The sequence below is a fragment of the Shewanella kaireitica genome (assembly GCF_023284045.1).
In the GTDB taxonomy this organism is placed as follows: Bacteria; Pseudomonadota; Gammaproteobacteria; order Enterobacterales; family Shewanellaceae; genus Shewanella; species Shewanella kaireitica.
Genome location: NZ_JAKIKQ010000011.1, coordinates 139,505 through 162,221 on the forward strand (window position 1 = coordinate 139,505; position 22,717 = coordinate 162,221).

Sequence of the window (22,717 nt, forward strand, 5' to 3'; positions counted from 1 at the left end):
CCACTACTTGCCTACAGCGTTTTGAATTCCCGCTGAATGGTCAAACTTTTAATGCAATTGGTATTAGTCTTTAGCTCATTGGCTTAGCTTGGTGGAGTAGGTAAAAAAATGGCGCTGTATGAATACAGCGCCAAAAAGAATCTGCAGTACCGACAGCATTCGATACTATGATCCAGGGATATTAACAAAAAACCTTTTTTAGTTAAGCAACAAATAATCATTGCTAGCTCTAATCAAAGGACAATTGACAGTTTGCCATTGAGAGTAATAGTTCGGGGCTACCAACTCTAAAGGACGAAGCTAGAATATAGCAATTGAATATTGCATACAATATCCTCCTGTTGATAATTTTATACAAATTGCGACAATAATGGAATAAGTTATAACTAATTCTGAGGCTTATTCCAGGCTATTAGGGGTTCTATTTATGCCTCTCAATAATGAATCTCGGTATTAGCACACGATGAATAATTTGACGCCGTTCTAGTTTAACTTTGAAGCTTCAGTTGATCTGTCTGTTTAGTGTGTGTGAATGTTGTTGTTCTGCTTAAAGTGTCTTAAATTTATGACGTGATTGACTGTTTTCTTGTTGAGTTAACCTTGTGAAAACTGTCATAAAATTGACATTCTTGCTGTTATTCGTGAGAGAAAACTATTATTATCGACTGATAGCTAATGGCGACGTAGCCAAAATTAGTGCCGGTGATATCCTGTAAATGTTTGGCACAATATCTTCTTTCAAGAGCGAGACACTTTTTCTGAACAGTGACTGCCTCTGGAGCCTTTACTAATGTCAAAAGACGTCAGAATTCCCTTGTCTAAGTTATGCATTGGTTTAACCATTAAATTACCACTGTCATGGACCCAACATCCTTTTCTATTTAATCAGTTTGACATTGAAAACCAATCGCAAATCGAACTGATTAAGAGTTTGAATATTGCCTATGTATATTTGATCGCAGGCAAAGCGTTACTTGCATCAACACAAGATCAACAGGTTAAAGTTATCGTGGAGAAATCTGCTGAGGAATTTGCTCAGGAAAGATTAGCTTCATTACGTAAATCTATTCGTATGAGTCAACAACGATTTCAAAAAAACGGTTTAGAATGCCGCAGTGCATTTTCGAAAATAGCAGCTGAACCTGAGGGCGCTTATCGGTCCGCAGCAACGTTAGTCGAATCGATGATGGATCATATTAAAGAAACGGCAACACCGCATCTTTCTTTAGTGAATAGTAACGAGGACGACAGCGGAACAGAGCACGGGATTTCGATAGCAGTATTGTCGATGATGCTCGGATGTTCATTGGGCTGTACGGATTCAGAGCTACGGGATATTGCAATGGGAGCTGTATTTCATGATATTGGTAAGCGAAAAGTACCTGACGTTATCAGACGTAAGAAAAGCAATTTATCTGATCATGAAGTTAACTTTCTTAAGATGCACCCCAAATTTGGTTTTGACATGATGACCAAACAAGATCTGTTTCCAGAAGCGGTACTTGATATTGTCCTACATCACCATGAGTGGGCAGATGGTAGTGGTTATCCTGACGGATTAAAAGGCTCGCAGATCCCATTAACCACACAAATAGTTGCCCTGGCAAATGACTTTGAACAGTTACTTAAATTTGGTCAGGGGCGCTCACCGCAAGTTGCGTTAGGTTATCTTTTTAAAAATAGAGCGGGTAAGCATGCACCTTCGTTAATTTCAGCCTTGGTTAAAGTGCTTGGGATTTATCCCCCCGGCACATTAGTGCAATTATCAAATGGGCAAATCGCTAAGGTTCTGATTACCACTGAAACGGTCAAACAACCGCATGTACTTGCCTGTGACGAAAACGGTAATAACGCGGTGTTACGCTATTTAGTGGAAGAGGGGATATTGATAAGTAAAGTGCTTAAAGTCGATGAGTTAGGCTCTGGCGCATTAAAAACACTGGATCCAAGTGCTGATATAAGCTTCTATTTTAGCTCTATGTAATACCAACTCCATTAAAGAGTTGCTCATTCAGCGGGAGTTAAAATCACCTTAGGCAAGTCAGTGGCTTATCGCTAATAGTTATTCTATATCGAATGCCACATGCGCTGTATTAAGTGATTTCCCCATGCCTTAAAAATCAGCCGCACGTTGTGAGCGTCTCAGGACTATCACTGCTACGTTGCATTGTCTGAAAAGGGAATAACCATTTCTTTCACAACGCGCCTTTAATTGAAAGCTCTGAGCAAGCTTTGAACTGAGTAAATTCTTAATAGAATTGGTATAATATGAATGCCGTCTGGCCTCGTTATTTAAGAATAATCAAAAGGGTGAAAATGATAAATTCAGTTTGTATTGTCGGCTGTGGTTGGTTTGGCTTGCCACTTGCACAAGAACTAGTAGCACGTGGTGTTACGGTAAACGGTAGTAAACGTAACTCTGAGGGTGCAAGTGCATTATCTAAAGATGGCATTAACGGCTTTGCATTAGATCTGGCAGAAGTCGAGCAACAGTCACTCCCAGCGCTAAAAGCCGCGCTTAACACCGATTGTTTAGTTGTCAATATTCCACCAGGATTAAGAAAAGATCCCCATGCTTATCATGCCAAACTAACAAAGTTGATTGCATTAATTAGCGGTATTCGTTACCAGAAAATAGTCTTTGTGAGTACCACTGGGGTGTATCCATCGCTGGATAAAATAATGACTGAGCAAGATGCCGCCGGCCACTCAGAAGTCAGCGAAAAGCTGCTACAAGCTGAAGCGATGTTTTTAGCGCTAGATAACAGCTGCATTGCTCGATTCTCTGGCTTAGTGGGTCCTAAGCGTCATCCTGGACGCTTTTTAGCTGGCAAAACCGAACTAGCAGAGCCACTGGCTCCGGTCAATATCGTTCATCAGCATGACTGTATCGGCGCCGTTGCAAAACTGATTTTTGATGCCAATTCTGCCGGCGTCTACAATGTTTGCGCACCTAAACATCCTACACGGCAGGACTTTTACCGTCAGGCTAGCTTAAAATTGGGGCTCGTTGAACCGCAATTTGTACAAGACAGTACGGCCGGTGGCAAACTCATTAGTAGCAATCGACTCATTAAAGAGCTAAATTTTGAGTATCAGTTCAGTGACCCAATGGATATGCTGGACGCCTGTTAAATATTAAGGATGTATATGAAATCGTTACAAGTATTGTTTACCAGTGGGTTATTGGCGATTGCCTGTTTGATGTTGCCGATACACGCAGCCTATGCTGCGCCGTATGTAGAAGGCATTGATTATGTAAAAATAGCAGGGATCCCAGAAGCTCAAAAGCCAGTGATCAGAGAATTTTTCTCTTATAACTGTGGCCATTGTTACCGTCAAGATCCACTGTTTGAAAAAACTGCCCATCTATTAGATAGTGATGTACAGTTTGAAAGAACACCTGTTGGAGCTGGCCGCACGAGTTGGATTTTAAGTCAAGAAGCCTATTACTTAGCGCAAAAGTTCAGTGTGACTAAGCAAGTTCATGGCAATATTTTTACTCGGATCCATGAGCAAAATGGTGCATTCAACCGACCAGCAGACCTTCAAGCTTACTTTGTAAGTCAAGGAGTCGATGATAAAGCGGTGGCAGACGCGATGAATTCAGCTGATGCTAAACTCGCATTGATGAATTATGACACCCAAGCTCAATTGGCTGGGATTAAAGGTGTGCCATCTCTATTGGTCAACGGAAAGTACTTAATTAAGAAGCAACCTCAGTCCCCTGAAGCGCTTGCTGAGATGATCCGCTACTTGAGCCAACTTGAAGATTAACCGCTAATACAGCAAAAAAAGCCCACTTCAAGTGGGCTTTTTTGTGGCTGAAAAATAAAAACAGATAATACCTTGGTCTAACTCAGCGTTTACTAAATGAACTTACCTTACGTGAGCGTAAACCTGTATCTATCTGAATGTTAGTGATTTTTATGATTTCCGCTTGAAGCCTTCCGTTGACGTTAGACTAAGGTCGCGATTGTTGTTCAGCGTACGCTTGCTAGATTAACTGCTGACTTAATATAAAAATCAGCACAGGGGAGTCGCTATGAGTTTTGAAAGCAACGAGAAGGCAGAAGGTTATTGGCGTGAAAATCTACGTCTAGTATTGGGCTTATTGGCCATATGGGCAGCAGTTTCATTTGGCTGCGGTATTTTATTAGTAGATGTGCTCAATGAGATCCATTTCATGGGGTTCAAGTTGGGGTTCTGGTTTGCACAACAGGGTGCCATGTATGTGTTTGTCGCTCTTATTTTTGTCTATGTCGCTAAAGCGAATGCGTTAGACAAAAAATATGATGTGCACGAAGACTAATAACTAAGAACTTATTTAAAGGAGTCATGAAATGGACGTACAAACATTAACCTATCTGATTGTAGGGATTACATTTGCCCTATATATCGGTATTGCGATCTGGTCTCGTGCTGGTTCGACTAAAGAATTCTATGTTGCTGGTGGCGGCGTACACCCTGTAATGAATGGTATGGCTACAGCAGCCGATTGGATGTCTGCGGCATCATTTATCTCACTGGCGGGTATTGTATCTTTTACTGGTTACGACGGTTCAGTATATTTAATGGGGTGGACCGGCGGTTATGTTCTGCTAGCGCTTTGCATGGCTCCGTATCTTCGTAAATTTGGTAAGTTCACAGTACCCGATTTTATCGGTGACCGTTATTACTCTCAAGCAGCTCGTACCGTTGCGGTAGTCTGTGCCATCTTTATCTGTTTCACCTATATTGCTGGTCAAATGCGTGGTGTAGGCGTTGTATTCTCTAGATTCCTTGAAGTTGAAGTTGAAACTGGGGTTTATATTGGTATGGCAGTGGTATTCTTCTATGCGGTTCTTGGTGGCATGAAGGGAATTACCTACACACAGGTCGCACAGTACTGCGTACTTATTTTCGCTTTCATGGTGCCAGCAATCTTCATCTCAGTGATGATGACAGGCCATGTTCTTCCTCAAATTGGTTTTGGTGCAGAGTTAATTGATGCTGCCGGCAATGGTACGGGAGTTTACTTGTTAGATAAGCTCGATGGATTATCTGCCGAGTTAGGTTTCTCCCAATACACCGAAGGTTCTAAGAGCATGATTGATGTGTTCTTTATTACTGGCGCACTGATGTTCGGTACTGCTGGACTTCCCCATGTTATCGTTCGTTTCTTCACTGTTCCTAAAGTGAAGGATGCACGTATATCAGCAGGTTGGGCACTTGTGTTTATTGCAATTATGTACACAACGATTCCTGCTCTTGCTGCTTTCTCTCGTGTAAATATGATTGAGACCATTAATGGACCAGAGTCGACAGGCGTTGCTTATGAAACTGCACCTGAGTGGATTAAGAATTGGGAGAAAACCGGGTTAATTACCTGGGATGATAAGAACGACGATGGCAAGATTTACTATGCCAAAGGCGCTGAAAGCGAGATGAAGATTGACCGCGATATTATGGTATTAGCTACACCAGAGATTGCCAATCTACCTGCGTGGGTCATTGCGCTTGTGGCAGCTGGTGGCTTAGCAGCTGCGCTATCTACATCAGCGGGTCTACTACTGGTAATTTCGACCTCTGTTTCTCATGACTTATTGAAGAAAAATTTCATGCCTGATATCTCTGACAAAAAAGAGTTGATGTACGCCCGAATTGCAGCTGCTTTGGGCATCGTGATGGCAGGTTACTTCGGTATTAATCCGCCAGGGTTTGTGGCCGCGGTTGTTGCGATTGCATTTGGACTTGCCGCATCATCACTATTTCCTGCAATTATCATGGGGATCTTCTCTAAGACTGTGAATAAAGAGGGCGCTATCGCCGGTATGATCACGGGTCTGTTATTCACTGCTTCTTATATTGTGTACTTTAAGTTTGTAAACCCAAGTGCAAATATGAGCGAGAACTGGTTGTTTGGTGTGTCGCCTGAAGGTATTGGTATGCTCGGCATGGTGATTAACTTTGCAGTGGCCTTCGGTGTGAGTAAGGTTACAACGGCAGTTCCACAAGATGTTGTTGATATGGTTGAATCAATTCGCTTCCCGAAAGGTTCAGGTGAAGCACAAGATCACTAGTATCTAAAGTTAGATAGATTAAAAAGAGCGCTTTAGCGCTCTTTTTCTATTTCTATAGCCATAGACTGGCCTTTAGTCGAATAGTGTTAATGTTGCTCTAGACGATATAGTTGTTGCAGATAAGGTCAGTGGATAGGGAGTTGAGAAATGGATGCTAGCGAATTACAACCCATTGTGCAGTTCTTACAGCAGCGAGTACCGTTTTTGTCGCTGGATGAGGAAGCGTTGTTAAGTGGCTGCCGCTCGCTCACTATCGGCTACTACAGTAAAGCGTCTGCTTTTGTTCCGTTAGATCCTCTGCATCCTCAGCTGTATATTGTGAGAAGTGGAGCATTTGAAGTGCGCGACATTAATGGCGAGCTACTTGATCGATTAGGTGAAGGCGATTACTTTGGATTTCCCTCTTTATTATCAGGAGAGGAGGCGAGTAATCGCGTCGCTATCTTAGAAGATGGTTTGGTGTATCACCTGCCGCCTGAAATGTTCAACTTGCTGCGCACAAAGAGTCGTGAATTTGACCGTTTTTTCAATAAAGCTTTTGCAAAGCGCTTACGGCATCAGGGTAGGTTTAAGGCTAAAGAGCTCACAACCACTAGTCGGATCACAACATTGATGTCTAAATCGCCGTTGACAATAGATATGAAAGCAACGATATCAGATGCAGCACGATTAATGCGAAAGTCACGCGTTTCATCGGTATTAGTCATCGATAATGAAAAGTTAGTGGGGATTTTAACTGACAAAGATCTTCGAAATCGCGTCTTAGCCGAAGGGTTAGATGGTAGCCTTGCTATCCATCAAGCAATGACGACTACACCGATATCGATTGAGTCAAACTCACTCGTGTTTGAAGCTATGCTTTTGATGAGTGAACACAATATTCATCATCTACCAGTGGTAGACAGTGGACAAGCAAAAGGAATTATTACCAGCACCGATATACTGCGTGGACAAAGCTCGCAGCCGCTATTGTTAATAGGTGAGATTGACCGACAAAAAGACCTACCTAGCTTGATCCAGGTGAGTAAACAGATCCCACTTTTATTGCAAAACCTAATCAGTGCTGATGCTCGGGCTGAAGAGATCGGCCGTGTATTAACTTCGGTAACCGACGCACTCACTCGGCGTTTAATTGTGTTGAATCAACAGATCTTGGGCGAGGCTCCGATGGCTTTTTGTTGGTTAGCATTTGGCTCTCAAGGGCGGCAAGATCAAGTCGCCTGTTCAGATCAGGATAATGGGTTACTGCTGGCTCATGAACCGGATGAAGCTGCCGAAGGTTACTTTGAAGCACTGTCAAAAGCAGTGTGTGCAGGACTTGATGAATGTGGTTATATTTACTGCCCTGGCGATATTATGGCGCAAAATCCTAAATGGCGAATGTCTCTCAAAAAGTGGCGTGGAGTTTTCCATCAATGGGTGAATACGCCAGATCCTAAAGCGTTGATGCATTGCAGTATCTTTTTCGATATGCGTTCTGTTTATGGTCCACAATCTTTGTTTAATGGTTTGCAAGATGAGGTGCTTAACAATACCAAAGATAACGATATTTTCCTCGCAGGCTTAACAGGTAACTCATTGACAAGTACACCGCCTTTAGGTTTTTTCAGAAAATTTGTATTGGAGCGTGATGGTTCTGAGGTTAAAGGGATAGATCTCAAACATAAAGGCAGCGCATTAATTAATGATATTGCGCGTGTTTATGCTTTGTCTGCTGGCATTAAAGAGGTCAATACTGCCAAAAGAATTAGGGTGTTAATGGACCAAAATATTATTAACCGTAAAGATGCGCTTAACCTTGCCGATGCTCATGAGTTTATTGCGCATATGCGCCTTTCAAATCAAGGCTATCAATATACTAACGGTAAACCTGTAACCAATTACTTGATGCCAAAAGATGTGTCTTCATTGGTTCGTCATCAGTTAAGAGATGCATTCAAAGTTGTTCATGACGGGCAAGTAGGCCTTAAGCTAAAAATGATGCGGAGCTATTAACTCTTTTGAAGCGTTTTTATTTAAAAAACCAGCTCAGATTAAAGTCGTTTAGAGCTGCTGATGACGTTATTACTGACTACTACCGAGCGCTAGCTTGTGCTATTTCTAAACCTCTTGTGGATATTCCATTAATGGCATTCGATTTGGAAATGACTGGGCTAAATGCTCAGTTTGATCAAATCCTGAGTATCGGTATGGTGCCTATTCAAAATGGTATGCTTCAGTTGAAGGATGCTGATTATAGATTGGTTAGCATAGAAGGAAGTGTAGGTGATAGTGCAGCAATACACGGAATTGTAGATGGTCAGTTGGAAAGCGCCATATCGGCTAAAGAGGCAATGCATTGGTTCTTAGAAAAGACCCAAGGTCATGTATTAATTGCACATCATGCGCCACTTGATCTGTGCTTTTTAAAAGCAGAAATATTTCGTTGTTTTGGTGAAAAAATGACATTCGTATCAATTGATACTATGTCTTTAGAACGAGCTAGGATATTACGGCAGCATGAAGTGATTAAAGAAGGAGCCTTGAGACTCGATGCTTGTCGTAGCCGATATGGTTTACCTATTTATGCCGCTCATAATGCAGCCGTTGACGCGTTATCTTGTGGGGAATTGTTATTGGCCCAGATGGCGAGTATTGCGGGGACTGAAGAGCTTACTTTGTCAGATTTATTACGTTAGCTAGCAATAACAATGGAGATGTTGGTAAAGAAAGTAATGGCTAACGGGTGCTATCAAGTTGTTGTCCCCATTTTATCAATGCAGTCCTAATATCATCTTGCTGGTATGGCTTGTTAATTATTTCATCCATACCGCATTGGTAACATTGTTCAGTTTCGACAGAAGTGGTACTAGCTGTTAATGCAATAATGGGTTTTGTATAGCCCTTTTCACGCAGTAAACTCGTCGCCTTAAAACCATCGACGACAGGCATTCTGCAATCCATAAATACAATATCAACATTATTGACGGCTAAATAGTCGATAGCTTCCTGGCCGTCGTTAGCTATTGTGGGCGTTATTCCAAATTTGGCTAAAATCATCTCAATCAGCATTTGGTTAACTTTGCTATCCTCCACGACAAGGATTTTTAGGTTTTCAATGGGGTAATCTGCTTGAGGCCGTTCAATATCTAAAGCTATTTTCTGCGAGCTATTTAATGGCAGGACAACTTTAAAGCAGCTTCCTTTGTTAAGCACTGAGGTTAAGGAGATTGCGCCATTCATCTCATCAATCAACTGTTTACAAATCGCAAGGCCGAGTCCAGTACCTTCGAAGGAGCGGTTGCTAGAATTATTGACTTGAGTAAAAGGGTCAAATAAAGTGGCGACTTTATCTTCTGGGATCCCACATCCTGTATCTTGCACCGTAAAATGAAGCTTTTCTTGCTCCCAGCTGATATTGACTGTGATTTCACCTTCTTGGGTAAACTTAAGAGCGTTGCCGATAAGGTTAACCAGGATTTGTTTGATCCTATCTGGATCGCCTAGCAAAATTTGAGGAATATTTTGCTGAACATTAAAAGTAAATTTAAGGCCAGACTCTTCTGTACGTTGTTTAAAAATATCAAAAATCATCTGGCACAGTTTAACTGGCGAAAAATCAACCTCTACGATTTGTAGCATACCTGCACTCATCTTACTAAGATCTAATAGGTCATTGATGATGACTCTTAAAAGTTCTCCTGATTGATGCATGGTGTTGAGAAGCTGCTGTTGATAACTAGATAGCTTAGTATCAAGCATAAGCTCTGCTGAGCCCAGTAAGCCGTTAAGTGGGGTTCTTAATTCGTGGTTAATCATAGCGACAAAATCACGGGTCGATTGCTCTGAGGATTCAGCCCTTAACTTTTCCTTGATGGTGTTTTCGAGTAATTCTTGCCGTCGCTGAGCTGCGCTAATCATGTCGCAAAATAGTAGTAGCTGTTTTTCAATGGTATTTTGCCATGAAATAGGAGAATCAAGGACCAGAGTTAAACTACCTAAAACACTGGTTGAAGCTTTTATTAATAGTTTGATTTGTTGATTGTCTTCCGACCAGCACAACAATTCATTGGCCGTTGAAATTGGCTGAATTAGCGACTTGTCACCGGCGGTAAAGGTGTCGAATTGCTCTTCCTTTTTAGGGGATTTAAATCTAATACGACTGGCTTTAATATTTTCAATACCAATGAGATCATCGAGTAACCGTTGCAGTAATATATTTGAAATAGGCTTCTGCAACAGCAACTGATTGTAATCAAGCAAAGTGGATTCTAAGTAGGTTTTAAAGTGAAGTAGGGCTATACCTTGCTTTGACTCCTCTTTAATATTTACTAAGGAATCTTCAACCAGTTGCTTAGCTGTGTATAGTTCTCGACTTTTTTCTTCCAATAAGGCTTCTGCCGCTTTTTTGGCAGCTTTTTCGCGGGCTATTTTTCGGTTTAATAGCTCTATTTTTTCGGTTAGTGATTGGATCTCTTCACTCGGCATAGAATATTTGTTGACCTACTGGCTATACATGCGTGATGGTAAAGCGCACTTCAGAACTGTCTTTAACAAGCGGCTCCATGATAATCTCTACTTTTTCATTGAAATGCTCTGCGCAGCCTTGAATTAAACCTAAACAGACGTGAGACATACAGCGTGCTGAAACGTAATCCATGACTAACTGGCTCTCGGTCGCAGAAATAAAATTAAATGTCGGTGGATTAGCGTTTTGGTAGAGTTTTTTTACTTCAATATGGATGTACTCTTCAACACTTTTAATAAAACTGAAGGTTGAATCAGACTTGCCCTCAAGACCAGGCATACTATTGAATAGTGTGATAAAAACCGATTTACCGTAGATCTCTTGCAGATCTTCTATCGATACACCTGTGAGCTTACTCAAACTCACAATGAGCTTAATCAAATCGTTGTGATCATAAGTGCCAACACTGGTATAAACCCCGTCATTTTGATTGTCATCGAGCATCTTTTGACAAATCTCTAAACCAAAAGAGTCTTCCACCAATTCCAAAAACTCTGCAAAAATGATTCCCTTCATAGATATCTCCTCACTGGACTGCTTCTTATTAAAGTAGTGTATTAATTGATTATATTCAATGCTTCTGTATGTCTAAGCATCTATTAAATTTACATCTTAGTTTAAATATTCTTCTGTTTTAGTTTTGGATAAAGTAATTGCAATTCTAATAGTCGAAACTAAATTGGTTACAGCAATCAGTAATAAGCAAGTTTTGGTTACACTTTTTGACTTCTGCTGACTAGAATTGTTGTATAGCTTACAGAGTATTAGATTTATTTTAGCTAGAGGAAACGGTATGGCATTACCCTTGATATGGTTAGGTGCAGCTGCAATAGGTGCCGCTTTGGTTGCTGAGGAGCGGAAAAATCAAAAGGATATTGCCAGTAAGCGTATTCAGGGCAAGGCTAAGTCTGCTTATACTCATGGTGACAGTGCAGAACTTGCTCCTAGCCTTTGGCATACAGGCGATAAAAAAGTCGCGTTAGAGCCTGGTGCTATTATTTGTTGTTTTGTATTTGGGGTGATTGAGCATACCGGTATTTGGCTTGGTGACGATACTTTAGTCGAACTTCACGGAAGTGGATTAGTCCGCGCGATTTCAATTGAACGGTTTCTTGCAGGAAGAAGCGGCAGTAGAGTTTATCAAGCATGTAACCACCTCCACCAACCATTGGTTGGCACTAATGTATTAGAGAGGGCTAAGGACGCGATATTTAGCTATCGAGAATACGATTTACTCGATAATAATTGCCATCGGTTTGTTTGCTATTGCCTTACGGGCGAAGAAAAATCTTTATCTCGTTTTAGCAAACTCAATAACGAAATTGGTATCTATTTTAAAGAAGCTATCTATTGGGATGAAGCAATTATTTGATACAAAAACACCGACTCAAAAGGTCGGTGTTTTTTGATCTTTGACTAGCAGCTAAAGCTACTTACAAAAATGCTTCACAGCTTTGCTGACTAGTTCAATACCTGTTTTATCACAAGGTGGTAGCTCCGCATCACTGACTTTGATCGGCGTGACTCTGTCGCCCCACTTAATCAAAGCGGCTGCAGAGGTTAAACCAGCACCAAACGCACACGATAAAATCGTTTGATTAGGTTGGATTTTACCTTGTTCCAAAGCATCACAAATAGCGATAGGAATCGTTGCTGCAGAGGTATTGCCATAATTGGCTATATTAACCACGGCCTTTTCTTTTGGAATTTTCATGCGACTAATTAACGTATCAATGATGCGCTCGTTAGCTTGATGCGGAATAACCCAATCGATATCGTCTTTGTCAATGCCACACTTTTCAATGACTTTAGTGCTCAGTTTCCCCATACCCGCAATGGCTCGCTTAAAGATCTCTTGGCCATTAAACTCGATGTAAAAGTCGAGCGAGGATGCTTCGAATCTGTCCATTGCAGTACCAAAGCCAGCTTTGAGAATATCACGACCAGCTGGGTCATTATTAAGCTCATAACCTAGAACACCGATGGCTTCGTCAGTAGCTTCAAGAACAACTGCGCCAGCTCCATCGCCGAATAAAACTGCAGTTTCTCGGCGAGACCAATCTAAGAAAAATGATAATCTTTCTGCGCCAATGACTAAGACTTTTTTGCACTGGCCACTCTTGATTTGTGAGCTACCTAGTCCAATGCCATAAAGAAAGCCACTGCATGCAGCATTGATATCAAATGCGGCGCAACTAGCACCTATGTTTGCTTGTACCGTCGATGCAATATTCGGGATTAAAGTATCTGGCGTAGCAGTTGCTAGAATAATCATATCTAGATCGCTACCTTCAATACCGGCAGCTGCAAGTGCTCGTTGAGCGGCAACTGATGCTAGCTCTGATGTATTGACATGACTAATATGACGCTGGCTTATACCTGTACGAGGTTTAATCCACTCATCGGAAGTCTCGATAAAGGTAGCGAGATCATGGTTGGTCAAAGTTGCAGGAGGTACACATTTGCCCCATCCTGTAATTGTTGCGTACTGCATTTCGGTATTCTCTCAAAAATAAAAAGGCAGAACCTGAGGTCTGCCTTGTCAATCAGTATTAGTAAAGCTTAACAAGTCTTGTCACACTCAACAGTGAGCTACCCCTCTTGTTGAGCAACTAAATCTCTAATTGCGTCAGCGGCCTGAAGGATGTGGGCACGTAAAAGTTTAACTGCGTTATCAACATCACCTTGCTTACAGAGTTCTAGCAATTCTCTGTGGTCTTTTTGGGCTTTAGGGATCCCGCTAGCCAAATAAAGCTCTAGTCGAACATATCTGTCACAGTTGGTATTAAGACCATTGACGACATCAATCGTATGAGGTTTGTCAGCTGCTCGGTATAAACAAATATGGAATTGTGAGTTCAACCCACTCCAGCTTTCAATCTGGTCTTTATCTTTAAAAGCGACATCGAGAGAATCTAAAATGGCTTCAGCTTCAGTGAAGTCATCTTCAGTCATATGAGGAATTGATTTAGCTAATAGATCGGTTTCAATCAGTGCTCGTAAATCAAATAGCTCAGTAACTTGAACTGCTGATAAAGTGGTTGCTGTCGCCCCTTTATGGGCTTCAAACTTAACTAACCCTTCAGCTTCTAATTGCAGTAGTGCCTCTCGTACGGGGATCCTGCTCACATTCATTTCGTCGGCAAGGGCGCTTTGGCGTAATGGCATGCCTGCTGCAATTTCTCCGGATAGGATTTTTTCCCTCAATACTTCGACAACAACTTGAGTGCGTGTTTTATGAACGATAGGAGTTATTCTGCTCATATATCCTGTTTTTTTGTTAGTTGTTCAAGACGATTTTCTTAGATTACCGCTTAAATAAGTATAATGAAAGGGAAACAACTTGTTTCCCTGTACATAATTTGAAATGTTTAGCAGATGGTTATGTTTGATTGCCCCTCTTTTAACTTTTCAGGCAACAATGCTACAGGCATGTTTTGGATGCATAAAGGACGCACAAAACGGAGCATTGCCTGGGTGCCTACTGATGTCGTGCGACTATCAGTGCTGGCAGGGTAGGGACCGCCATGGTTCATTGAGTGACAAACTTCAACCCCTGTTGGCATTTGATTGAAAATCAAGCGACCAACATTGAATGACACCGACTCAATCAATTGCGTGTTTTCAGTGAGTTCAGATTCTAGGCCATGAATCGAAGCGGTTAATTGACCTTCCATCTGCTCAGCAATCAGCTCCATCTGAGCTAAATCATTACAAGCCACAATCACAGCGAATGGACCAAATACTTCCTGTTGCAGCGTTTGAGAAGCTAGATAATCTTCAGCTTCGATTGTTACTGCTGCTGGTCGTGTAAAGTGGTTAGATTGTGAAGCTTTTCCTTGAGAAAGCAGTGAAACAGATGGGTTGCTAAACAGTGCGTTTACCTGTGATTGGTAAGTTGCTGCAATGCCTGCGGTTAGCATGCTCGCAGCGGATTCTAACGCAATTTTTTCAGCCATGGTGGCAAGGTAGCGATTCAGTGCTTCCCCTTTTACCGCTACAACAACACCAGGGCTGGTACAGAACTGACCGTGTCCCATCATCATCGACTGCACTTGAGTTATGGCCAAACTTTCTGCCTGTTCTGTTAACAGCTCACCGAGTAAAAATTGAGGGTTAATAGATCCTAGCTCGCCATAAAAAGGAATAGGTTCAGCTCTAGCTGCGCAAATGTCAGCTAAAATACGACCGACTTTCAAAGAGCCTGTAAAGCCAACCGCTTTTATTGCGTTATGGTTTACAAGTTGAGTTGAAGCTTGAGGTTCTGTCGCCTGAATAAGGTTAAAAACGCCTGTAGGCATATTGCAACGACTAACTGCGCGAGCAATTGCGCGGGTCACTAGTTCACTGGTCGCTGCGTGTGCTGGGTGGCCCTTTACGACTACACTGCAACCTGCTGCTAGTGCAGAAGCTGTATCGCCACCGGCAGTTGAAAATGCTAGCGGGAAATTGGATGCTCCAAAAACGGCTACTGGCCCTACGGGTAAAGTGCCTAAGCGAGTATCTGGCTTTGGCAAAGGTTGTCTTTCAGGGTTAGCAAGATCAATCAGTACATTGTTGATTGGTGAGCGTAGCGTGCTGGCAAATAATTTAAGTTGCCCACATGTTCGACCAGTTTCACCTTGTAAACGTGGCATAGGTAAGCCAGTTTCAATATGAGCCGTTTCTGTTATGGCCGCTATATCAGCTTGGATCTCTTCGGCTATTGCATCTAGGAAGTCAGCGCGTTGCTCATCAGTGGTGCGTCTATAAGATAAAAATGCTTGCTTTGCAGCACTCACTGCAGCTTCAATATTGTTTGTATTAGCGGAAGCGAATTGCCACTGTGTGGATTCATTTAGCACAGGGTTCATACTATTAAATTGCAATGCTTCGTTAGTCCACTTGCCATTGATAAAATGTTGGCCATTAATAGTAACGCTTGTTAAATCTGTCATATCTACTCCTGAGCATGCATGCTCAATAATTTAGTGGTTAGTTACACGACCTGAAAGCCGAAAGCGTATGGGTCATCATCATCAATGGTGATGGCATTGTTGCCTGTTATCCTAGCCCAGCCTTTAATGCTTGGCATAATCCCTGAGAACTCACCGACTTGTGCGGCTTCTTCTATCCGTCCTACAAATTGACTACCGATAATGCTTTCATGGGTATACTCATCGCCCGCTTGCAAAAGCCCTTTCGCATAAAGTTGTGCAAGCCTCGCGCTGGTTCCTGTTCCGCATGGAGAGCGATCTATTGCTTTATCACCGTAAAATACTGCGTTAGCACCATCGGAACCGGAAGTGATAGTTTCGCCCGTCCAAAGTACGTGGGTAACGCCACTTACTGTAGGGTCATTTGGGTGAATACAGGTGAGCTGTTCATGAGCGACCTGTCTAACTATTGGACTCCAGCGTAAAATATCTGCAGCCGTCCAATGACGTAATCCTGGAAAATTATCTTGTGGATCAACAATCACATAGTAATTACCACCGTATGAGACATCCACCTTTAGTGTGCCTAAGCCGGGAATATCTAGTATTACGTCTTGATGGGCGAGATAGGCTGGGACATTATAAATTTTCACCCAATCTATTTTGTTGGCCGTTTCTTGATAATCAATTTTGATTTGACCTGCGGGTACATCAATGATGAGCTTCCCTGGTGTTTTCGCTGTTAATAATCCAGATTCTATGGCTGCAGTGATAGTCCCTATGGTGCCATGACCGCACATTGGCAAGCAGCCGCTTGTTTCAATAAATAGAATCGATGCGTCAGCATTATCTGAACATGGTGGGTAGAGGAAGGCACCTGACATCATGTCGTGGCCTCTAGGCTCAAACATCAGCCCCTTGCGGATCCAATCATATTCGCGAAGAAAATGTTGTCTTTTCTCGCTCATAGTGTCACCGATTAGGTTGGGGTGACCACTGGTCACCAGCCTTACTGGGTTGCCGCAAGTATGTGCATCAATGCAAAAGTAAGTGCCTTTCAGCATGTATATCGCTCCATTTTTATAGTTAGTGTGCTGAGCTTGTTGAATAAGGGGTCAGCGCTTGGAGATATGACTTTGATTTAGTCGATGTTGTATTTATCTGGATCAATGCGGGTCTCTAGTGCTTGAGCGATCACTTGCTCAACGTAAGTCCATTCTTCACCGATTAAAGGTAAGCGAGGCATATGGACATTTTCGCTACCACGACCAAGTATTTGTTCCGTAGTATTTTCGGTACAACCACTCAGTACTAATATACGACCTTTAAACGTTTCAACGGTATGTTTAATAAAATTATGTTTTTCTTCAGGGCCTAGAGAAGCATTTTCTCCAATGGTACCTAGCGCAACAATTCCGTCAATTCCATCTCTTATTAGCTCTTCCAACATGCGAGCATTTGACTCGTAATTGATAGTAGCACCTTCATTAAATTGAGTTGAGATGGCTGGGAAAACACCTTGCCAATTCACTTTCATATTTAGGCCTTGATTACGACATTTTTACGTTTGAAATCCCGCTTGATTGTGGGATATTGTATACGCGAGAGTGAAAAATAAAAGACCCTAAATCGTGAATTAGAGTCACTAACTCACCTCGAATAAGTTGTATACAATATGCAAAAAGAATGAAGGGAAAACTAAAAATGACCGAAATTGATATCAGTCCAGCGCTGGCAGGCACTTATAGAGCGTTCAAAACGATAGATGCACATACAGAAGGTGAGCCGCTGCGAATTATTACCTCTGGCTACCCTGAAATAAAAGGTGAAACTATTTTAGAAAAACGCAAATTTGTTGCTGAAAACTGGGATGTTTATCGTAAATTGCTCATGCATGAGCCACGGGGGCATGCAGATATGTATGGTGCATTGGTGACTGAACCTGTGACAGATGGAGCCGATTTTGGTGTTTTATTTTTACACAATGAAGGCTATAGCTCTATGTGTGGCCATGGCATTTTAGCGCTTGTAAAAGTGATGTGTGAAACAGGTAGCATAATGCTCGAGGATCTTCCTCGAGTGATAAAAATTGACTCGCCAGCGGGGTTAATCACAGCAACAGCTTATCGCAATTTTGAAGGTAAAATTCTCGCTAGCTTTAAAAATGTTGATTCATGGGCTGAAGCAAAAGACTGTGAGGTAATGGTCGATGGCTTTGGGTTAGTACGCTATGACATAGGTTTTGGTGGTGCATATTACGCCTATGTTGATGCTGACGATCATGGCATCAGTTGTTCACATGATAATGTGGCGCAATTAATAGATATTGGAAGGCGTATAAAGCACGCTGTTATAGATGCTCATCCACTTAATCACCCGGTTGAGGAGGATCTCAGTTTTCTGTATGGAACAATTTTCACATCTAAGAAAGTAACCAATAAGGAAGCGCACTCGCGTCATGTGTGTATTTTTGCTGATGGAGAGGTAGATCGTTCGCCCACTGGAACCGGTGTAGCAGGAAGGATTGCATTACTGCATGCAAAAGGAGAGGTTGAGCTGAACGACGAATTGATGATTGAAAGTATTGTCGACGGAAGAATGGTTGTCAGCGCTACCGCTAAGTCTCTTTATTTTGGCAAGCATGCTGTGGTTCCTGAAATATCAGGAAGATCATTTATTACAGGGAAGCATCAGTTCTTTATTGACCCAGATGATGTGTTTCAAAATGGATTTATGTTGCGCTAAACGGCGACTGTTAAGGAATTAACAATGAAAGAATATGACGATGAGCATCGTGCAACGATTACTATAGTTGGTGCGGGGATTGTAGGGCTCGCTGCAGCAATTGAGCTTCAACGAAAAGGATTTGATGTCACTATTATAGATAAAGAAGGAGCAGGGTTAGGGGCATCGAAGGGGAATGCGGGGCACTTTGCTACTGAGCAAGTCTTTCCATTAGCAGATCCCACTATTCTTCCTAAAATACCGGGAATGTTGATGGACCCTTTAGGGCCTTTTAGGATCCAGCCTAGATACTTTGTTAAAGCGTTGCCATGGTTCATGCGGTTTTTGACCAATATGTTACCAAGGCGCCGCGCTAAAAATACACAGGCTATCACAGCACTTAATCAAAGTTCTATTGCCGCGATGAAGGAGTTAGTTAGCTTTTGTGATTGCGAACAGTTATTGACCCTTAACGGCAGTTTGCTTGTTTTTGAAGAGACTCCCATAGATGAAGTGCGAAAAGAACTATCGGTATATGCCAATGCCGGTGTTGCAGTGCAGTTACTCGATGGAAATCAAGTTAGAAAACTTGAGCCTTCTTTAAGCTTGTCGATTACTCATGCTTTGTATTTCACTCAGGTTGGACACACCAGTGATCCTTATCGTTTGTGTAAGGCCCTTGAGTCAAAATTTAACGAGTTAGGCGGGAGGCTTGTTACTGAAGAACTGGTCAAAGTTGCTGTTGCAAAAAACAGTTCGACAATACAGTTGGATATGGCGACAGGAACAAGTCACCAAATCGAAAGGCTAGTTATTGCTGCTGGTGCTTGGTCAAAACCTTTTGCTAAACAGTTAGGTTACTCAGTTCCATTAGAATCAGAGCGAGGTTATCATTTAATGATGCCGCAAATAAGCACGCTCTCGCGTCCTGTAGCTTCCTATAACCGTAAGTTTATTATTACACCTATGACTGATGGAACTCGTCTGGCGGGAATGGTTGAGTTTGGCGGGTTAAAGGCACCTCTAGTTCCTGCAAGAGCTGATTGTTTGTTCGCTCATGGGAAAGCACTACTGCCAACCTTGTTTGAAAGTGCAACGGTTACCGACGGTGAACGCTGGATGGGATTTAGGCCCTCTCTACCTGATAGTTTGCCTATCGTGGGGCGCAGTGTTAATCAGTCGAATGTATTCTTTTCATTTGGTCATCAGCATTTAGGGTTAACATGGTCAGCTTTGACCGCGAAGTTGTTGGCTCAAGAGGTGGTTGGTGAACAAGCAAATATTGACTTGCAACCTTATAGAATAGATAGATTTTATTGATGGAGATTAATATAGAGGCAGCTTCTATATTCCTTGAAGTTTTTTATTTATAAGTGTTGATACATTAATAGGCAATTGGTTACTAAGCGGTGCGTAAAGTATTCAGTTAGTGAGCCAATTGCTATCTATCTCTAAATAGGCATATTAAAATTTGGGTACGCAATACGTAAGTTGTAGATAGAGAAACAGTGATAAATAAACTATTTGATTACTTTAAAAGTGTGCTTGAAAACCCCTGGATTTTACTCGATGACCTGATGACAATCGTAAACTTCATTTTGGGTCTTGGAATTATCTGGATCTTTTTTTCACTTTTTTATGCGCTCGGTGGTGGCACTGCGGCAGATCTGATTAACCCAAATAGTTGGTAGTCATAAAAACGGCAAAGCAAGTGTTTGAAATTTAATTGATGATAGAAAAACAAGCCAACATTCGTTTGGCTTGTAATGCTATACCAGTCAGCATTAAGATTCGAATACTTTGCTATAGTTTACCAGTTCTTGCGTAAGTACTTGAAGTGTATGGTTGCTCTCGTTCTAGTATTGTTGATGCGGCATCAGAACCGCTAAAATTCGTTTGTTAGAAATGTTTTTAGCTTGGTACTTTATCGTTGAACAAACTCGTAACGGGATAACCATTATGTCATTACTCACTATGGATGAGTCTGCTTTGAATTATTTCGCTAAAAACACTCAAAGTGGAGCAACTTCTTATACTGGTTGATATTAATAACGACTTATACTTCCGGCTTGGCCATAAAAGCTTCAATTTCATCAACTGTTCTTGGTATATCTTTAGACAAATTCTCAAAACTGCTATCGGTTACTAATATGTCATCTTCAATGCGAATACCCATACCACGATAACCCTCTGGGATATCTATTGCATCTAGAGGGATATAAATTCCTGGCTCGATAGTAAACACCATACCATTTACAAGTTGGTGCCAATTGCCTGCAGTATCATGATAGGGACCGACATCGTGTACATCCATCCCCAACCAGTGCCCCGTCTTATGAACCGTAAAGCGTTTATAGCTTTCTGTTGTCATAATGTGCTCGATTGATCCCGTTAGAAGTCCAAGCTCTTTGAGCCCGATAGCCATAACCTTCATGCAAGTCTCATGAATAGAGTTCCACGAAAGCCCCGGCCTAATTATCTCGATAGCGCAGTCTAGTGCGTTTAACACTATCTGATAAATTGCTTTTTGTTCCTTGCTGAATTTGCCGTTAACAGGATAACTGCGGGTAATGTCAGAGGCGTAGTATTGATATTCAGCGCCTGCATCAATCAAGAGCATCTGTCCATCTTCTAACTCACAACAATTTTCTTCGTAGTGTAAACAGCAAGCATTATTACCTGACGCAACTATATTAGGATAGGCCACATCGCTGCAGCCTTTTTTGGCAATACTGAAGTTAAACAATGCCGAGAGTTCGCGTTCATTGATCCCAGGACTGCAAGCTTGCATTACTTTTTTGTGCGCGTAGGTTGACCCTGCAACTGCAAGACGAATGTTATTTATCTCCTCTTCCGATTTAATTAATCTATGCGGGTGTAGTACTTCAACGAGTTGTTTTATTGCAACAAACTGTTTAGGAGTATCAAAAGAACCATTATGCCTATGATGATTAGCCCAGCTAAGGATCTCAGAAGAGAATCGGTTATTTTCGTCACAAATATAAAGATTACTGATGCCATCCATTAGGCATAACAGTTCAGTGGTAAACTCACTAACAGGATAAGCATGGTCAGCATTGTAGTGTTCAATTGCACCGCTAATACCAGCGCGAGTGCCAAAATTGACCTCTTGATCTCTATCTTTGGGTCTCAGAAAAAGATGAAAAGAGGTTGTTTTATTTTTAATTAGCAGCGCAATGGCGTCGGGTTCATCAAAACCGGTTAAATACAAGAAATTATTGTCTTGCCTGAAGTGATACTTAATATTTTTACTGCGCACTTTTTGCTGGTAGCCCGCAAGCAACACTAAACTGTTTTCGGGTAATTGATTAAGTAGTGCTACTCGCCTTTGTTGATAGATATCTATAACCACTTTCTTCACCTCTTACTATTGTATATTTTATTTATTACACTGCATTACTGTTTTTATAGCAAGTTCACGGTGCAATTGTTTCTAATGAATGGAATAATAGCGGCATCAATGAGTAGAGAGATAGAATTGTGAAACGAGCAGTTTTTTTAGACAGAGATGGCGTTATTAATATAGATCATGGCTATGTACATCAGGTCGATGATTTTGAATATGTCGATGGCGTTTTCGAGGCTTGTCTCTCATTAAAGAAAGCAGGCTACCTTCTTGCTGTTGTGACCAATCAATCAGGTATAGCCCGGGGTATGTACACTGAGGAGCATTTTCATACATTAACAGAATGGATGGATTGGAATTTTGCTGATAAAGGTGTAGAGCTAGACGGTATTTATTACTGTCCTCACCATGCAGAAAAGGGAGTGGGGGAGTACAAGATTGATTGTGATTGCCGTAAACCTAAACCTGGAATGATGCTAACTGCTGCTGAGTTCCTGAAAATTGATTTAGGCCAGTCTGTTATGGTTGGTGATAAACGTGATGACATGTTGGCCGCCAAAGCGGCTGGTATTCCGACTCGCGTGTTGGTACGCACTGGTAAATCTGTTACAGATGAAGCTATTGCTGCAGCAACAGTGGTACTCGACTCGGTGGCAGACCTCCCCGCCTATTTAGCGACTGAGGCAAGTAAATAGCATGTAGCCTGATTTGTTATTTAGCTAAGTATATAAAGGTATAACACCAAACTGTCCATTTTGGCGATGTTTTGTTGTAGTGACTAGATTTTTGAGATAGAGAATTCGCGAAAATGGCAGTTTAAAGGGGCTTTTAGCCCCTTTTTTGTGCGTATCGTTTGAGAATTGTCCGCTTAACCATTTTATTTCATTTTTTCTCATTTAGCCCCTTGTGCTCTGTCAGGATTTGCCTATAATGCGCATCCACTGACACGGCACAGCAGGCCAACTAACTTACCGCAAGGTTAGATAGCACGGGACTTGCAGCGGTGTTAGAGAGTTAAAAACCTTCGGGGATTTGATTCAGGTGACAAACGCTTTAAGGGCTTCGGGTAATGCTTCTTTTCACGAGAGTGGTTAAGAAATCATCGCTTGAAAAACTTCTTAAAATAAGCGCTTGACGCCGC

The 22,717-nt window shown here is 41.8% G+C and carries 20 protein-coding genes; 12 read left to right on the top strand and 8 right to left on the bottom strand.

Going from position 1 to position 22,717, the window contains the following annotated elements:
• The first annotated feature begins 790 nt into the window (after nucleotides 1-790).
• From L2730_RS14280 to L2730_RS14310, 7 genes are all read left to right on the top strand, one after another.
• Entirely contained in the window at nucleotides 791-1,984 is a 1,194-nt protein-coding gene (locus L2730_RS14280; RefSeq protein ID WP_248975208.1) for an HD-GYP domain-containing protein, read from the top strand.
• A 332-nt stretch (nucleotides 1,985-2,316) separates the two neighbouring features.
• Nucleotides 2,317-3,135 (top strand): SDR family oxidoreductase, encoded by an 819-nt coding sequence (locus tag L2730_RS14285; RefSeq protein WP_248975209.1) that lies wholly within the window; start codon nucleotides 2,317-2,319, stop codon nucleotides 3,133-3,135.
• Nucleotides 3,136-3,150: 15 nt separating this feature from the next.
• Nucleotides 3,151-3,777 (top strand): thiol:disulfide interchange protein DsbA/DsbL, encoded by a 627-nt coding sequence (locus L2730_RS14290; protein ID WP_428848460.1) that lies wholly within the window; start codon nucleotides 3,151-3,153, stop codon nucleotides 3,775-3,777.
• A 268-nt stretch (nucleotides 3,778-4,045) separates the two neighbouring features.
• On the top strand, nucleotides 4,046-4,312 hold the full coding sequence (locus tag L2730_RS14295; RefSeq protein WP_012277650.1) for a DUF4212 domain-containing protein: 267 nt from the start codon (nucleotides 4,046-4,048) through the stop codon (nucleotides 4,310-4,312).
• A gap of 31 nt (nucleotides 4,313-4,343) precedes the next feature.
• On the top strand, nucleotides 4,344-6,062 hold the full coding sequence (locus tag L2730_RS14300; RefSeq protein ID WP_248975210.1) for a sodium:solute symporter family protein: 1,719 nt from the start codon (nucleotides 4,344-4,346) through the stop codon (nucleotides 6,060-6,062).
• 147 nt (nucleotides 6,063-6,209) lie between these two features.
• Nucleotides 6,210-8,057 (top strand): DUF294 nucleotidyltransferase-like domain-containing protein, encoded by a 1,848-nt coding sequence (locus tag L2730_RS14305; protein WP_248975211.1) that lies wholly within the window; start codon nucleotides 6,210-6,212, stop codon nucleotides 8,055-8,057.
• A 5-nt stretch (nucleotides 8,058-8,062) separates the two neighbouring features.
• Entirely contained in the window at nucleotides 8,063-8,740 is a 678-nt protein-coding gene (locus L2730_RS14310) for an exonuclease domain-containing protein (RefSeq protein WP_248975212.1), read from the top strand.
• A 40-nt stretch (nucleotides 8,741-8,780) separates the two neighbouring features.
• Here L2730_RS14310 and L2730_RS14315 read toward each other — a convergent pair whose 3' ends face one another.
• Complete coding sequence (locus L2730_RS14315; protein ID WP_248975213.1) at nucleotides 8,781-10,529, bottom strand: ATP-binding protein; 1,749 nt, start codon at nucleotides 10,527-10,529, stop codon at nucleotides 8,781-8,783.
• Between the two features lie 22 nt (nucleotides 10,530-10,551).
• Nucleotides 10,552-11,085 (bottom strand): heme NO-binding domain-containing protein, encoded by a 534-nt coding sequence (locus L2730_RS14320; protein WP_248975214.1) that lies wholly within the window; start codon nucleotides 11,083-11,085, stop codon nucleotides 10,552-10,554.
• A 277-nt stretch (nucleotides 11,086-11,362) separates the two neighbouring features.
• Here L2730_RS14320 and L2730_RS14325 point away from each other — a divergent pair, with 277 nt between their 5' ends.
• Complete coding sequence (locus tag L2730_RS14325; RefSeq protein ID WP_248975215.1) at nucleotides 11,363-11,941, top strand: lecithin retinol acyltransferase family protein; 579 nt, start codon at nucleotides 11,363-11,365, stop codon at nucleotides 11,939-11,941.
• A gap of 57 nt (nucleotides 11,942-11,998) precedes the next feature.
• Here L2730_RS14325 and L2730_RS14330 read toward each other — a convergent pair whose 3' ends face one another.
• The 5 genes from L2730_RS14330 to L2730_RS14350 form a co-directional block, all read right to left on the bottom strand.
• Nucleotides 11,999-13,063 carry a ketoacyl-ACP synthase III gene (locus L2730_RS14330; RefSeq protein WP_248975216.1) on the bottom strand — a complete coding sequence of 355 codons (1,065 nt, stop codon included), beginning with the start codon at nucleotides 13,061-13,063 and terminating at the stop codon, nucleotides 11,999-12,001.
• Nucleotides 13,064-13,161: 98 nt separating this feature from the next.
• Nucleotides 13,162-13,833: a GntR family transcriptional regulator gene (locus L2730_RS14335; protein WP_248975217.1), complete on the bottom strand. Its 672-nt coding sequence runs from the start codon at nucleotides 13,831-13,833 to the stop codon at nucleotides 13,162-13,164.
• A gap of 107 nt (nucleotides 13,834-13,940) precedes the next feature.
• Nucleotides 13,941-15,506 (bottom strand): aldehyde dehydrogenase (NADP(+)), encoded by a 1,566-nt coding sequence (locus L2730_RS14340; protein ID WP_248975218.1) that lies wholly within the window; start codon nucleotides 15,504-15,506, stop codon nucleotides 13,941-13,943.
• Nucleotides 15,507-15,547: 41 nt separating this feature from the next.
• Entirely contained in the window at nucleotides 15,548-16,549 is a 1,002-nt protein-coding gene (locus L2730_RS14345; protein ID WP_248975219.1) for a 4-hydroxyproline epimerase, read from the bottom strand.
• 77 nt (nucleotides 16,550-16,626) lie between these two features.
• Nucleotides 16,627-17,022: a dihydrodipicolinate synthase family protein gene (locus tag L2730_RS14350; protein WP_248975220.1), complete on the bottom strand. Its 396-nt coding sequence runs from the start codon at nucleotides 17,020-17,022 to the stop codon at nucleotides 16,627-16,629.
• A 167-nt stretch (nucleotides 17,023-17,189) separates the two neighbouring features.
• Between L2730_RS14350 and L2730_RS14355 the strand changes: the two genes are divergently transcribed.
• The 3 genes from L2730_RS14355 (at nucleotide 17,190) to L2730_RS14365 (ending at nucleotide 19,900) form a co-directional block, all read left to right on the top strand.
• Nucleotides 17,190-18,230 carry a proline racemase family protein gene (locus L2730_RS14355; protein ID WP_248975221.1) on the top strand — a complete coding sequence of 347 codons (1,041 nt, stop codon included), beginning with the start codon at nucleotides 17,190-17,192 and terminating at the stop codon, nucleotides 18,228-18,230.
• A gap of 24 nt (nucleotides 18,231-18,254) precedes the next feature.
• Nucleotides 18,255-19,529, top strand: a complete 1,275-nt coding sequence (locus L2730_RS14360; protein WP_248975222.1) for an NAD(P)/FAD-dependent oxidoreductase — start codon at nucleotides 18,255-18,257, stop codon at nucleotides 19,527-19,529.
• 188 nt (nucleotides 19,530-19,717) lie between these two features.
• Entirely contained in the window at nucleotides 19,718-19,900 is a 183-nt protein-coding gene (locus tag L2730_RS14365) for a hypothetical protein (RefSeq protein ID WP_248975223.1), read from the top strand.
• Between the two features lie 365 nt (nucleotides 19,901-20,265).
• Here L2730_RS14365 and L2730_RS14370 read toward each other — a convergent pair whose 3' ends face one another.
• The gene (locus tag L2730_RS14370; protein ID WP_248975224.1) at nucleotides 20,266-21,582 is read right to left on the bottom strand and encodes an aminopeptidase P N-terminal domain-containing protein; all 1,317 of its coding nucleotides are present in this window, start codon (nucleotides 21,580-21,582) and stop codon (nucleotides 20,266-20,268) included.
• 128 nt (nucleotides 21,583-21,710) lie between these two features.
• Here L2730_RS14370 and gmhB point away from each other — a divergent pair, with 128 nt between their 5' ends.
• Nucleotides 21,711-22,271 (top strand): D-glycero-beta-D-manno-heptose 1,7-bisphosphate 7-phosphatase, encoded by a 561-nt coding sequence (gene gmhB, locus L2730_RS14375; RefSeq protein WP_248975225.1) that lies wholly within the window; start codon nucleotides 21,711-21,713, stop codon nucleotides 22,269-22,271.
• The last annotated feature ends 446 nt before the right edge of the window (nucleotides 22,272-22,717 follow it).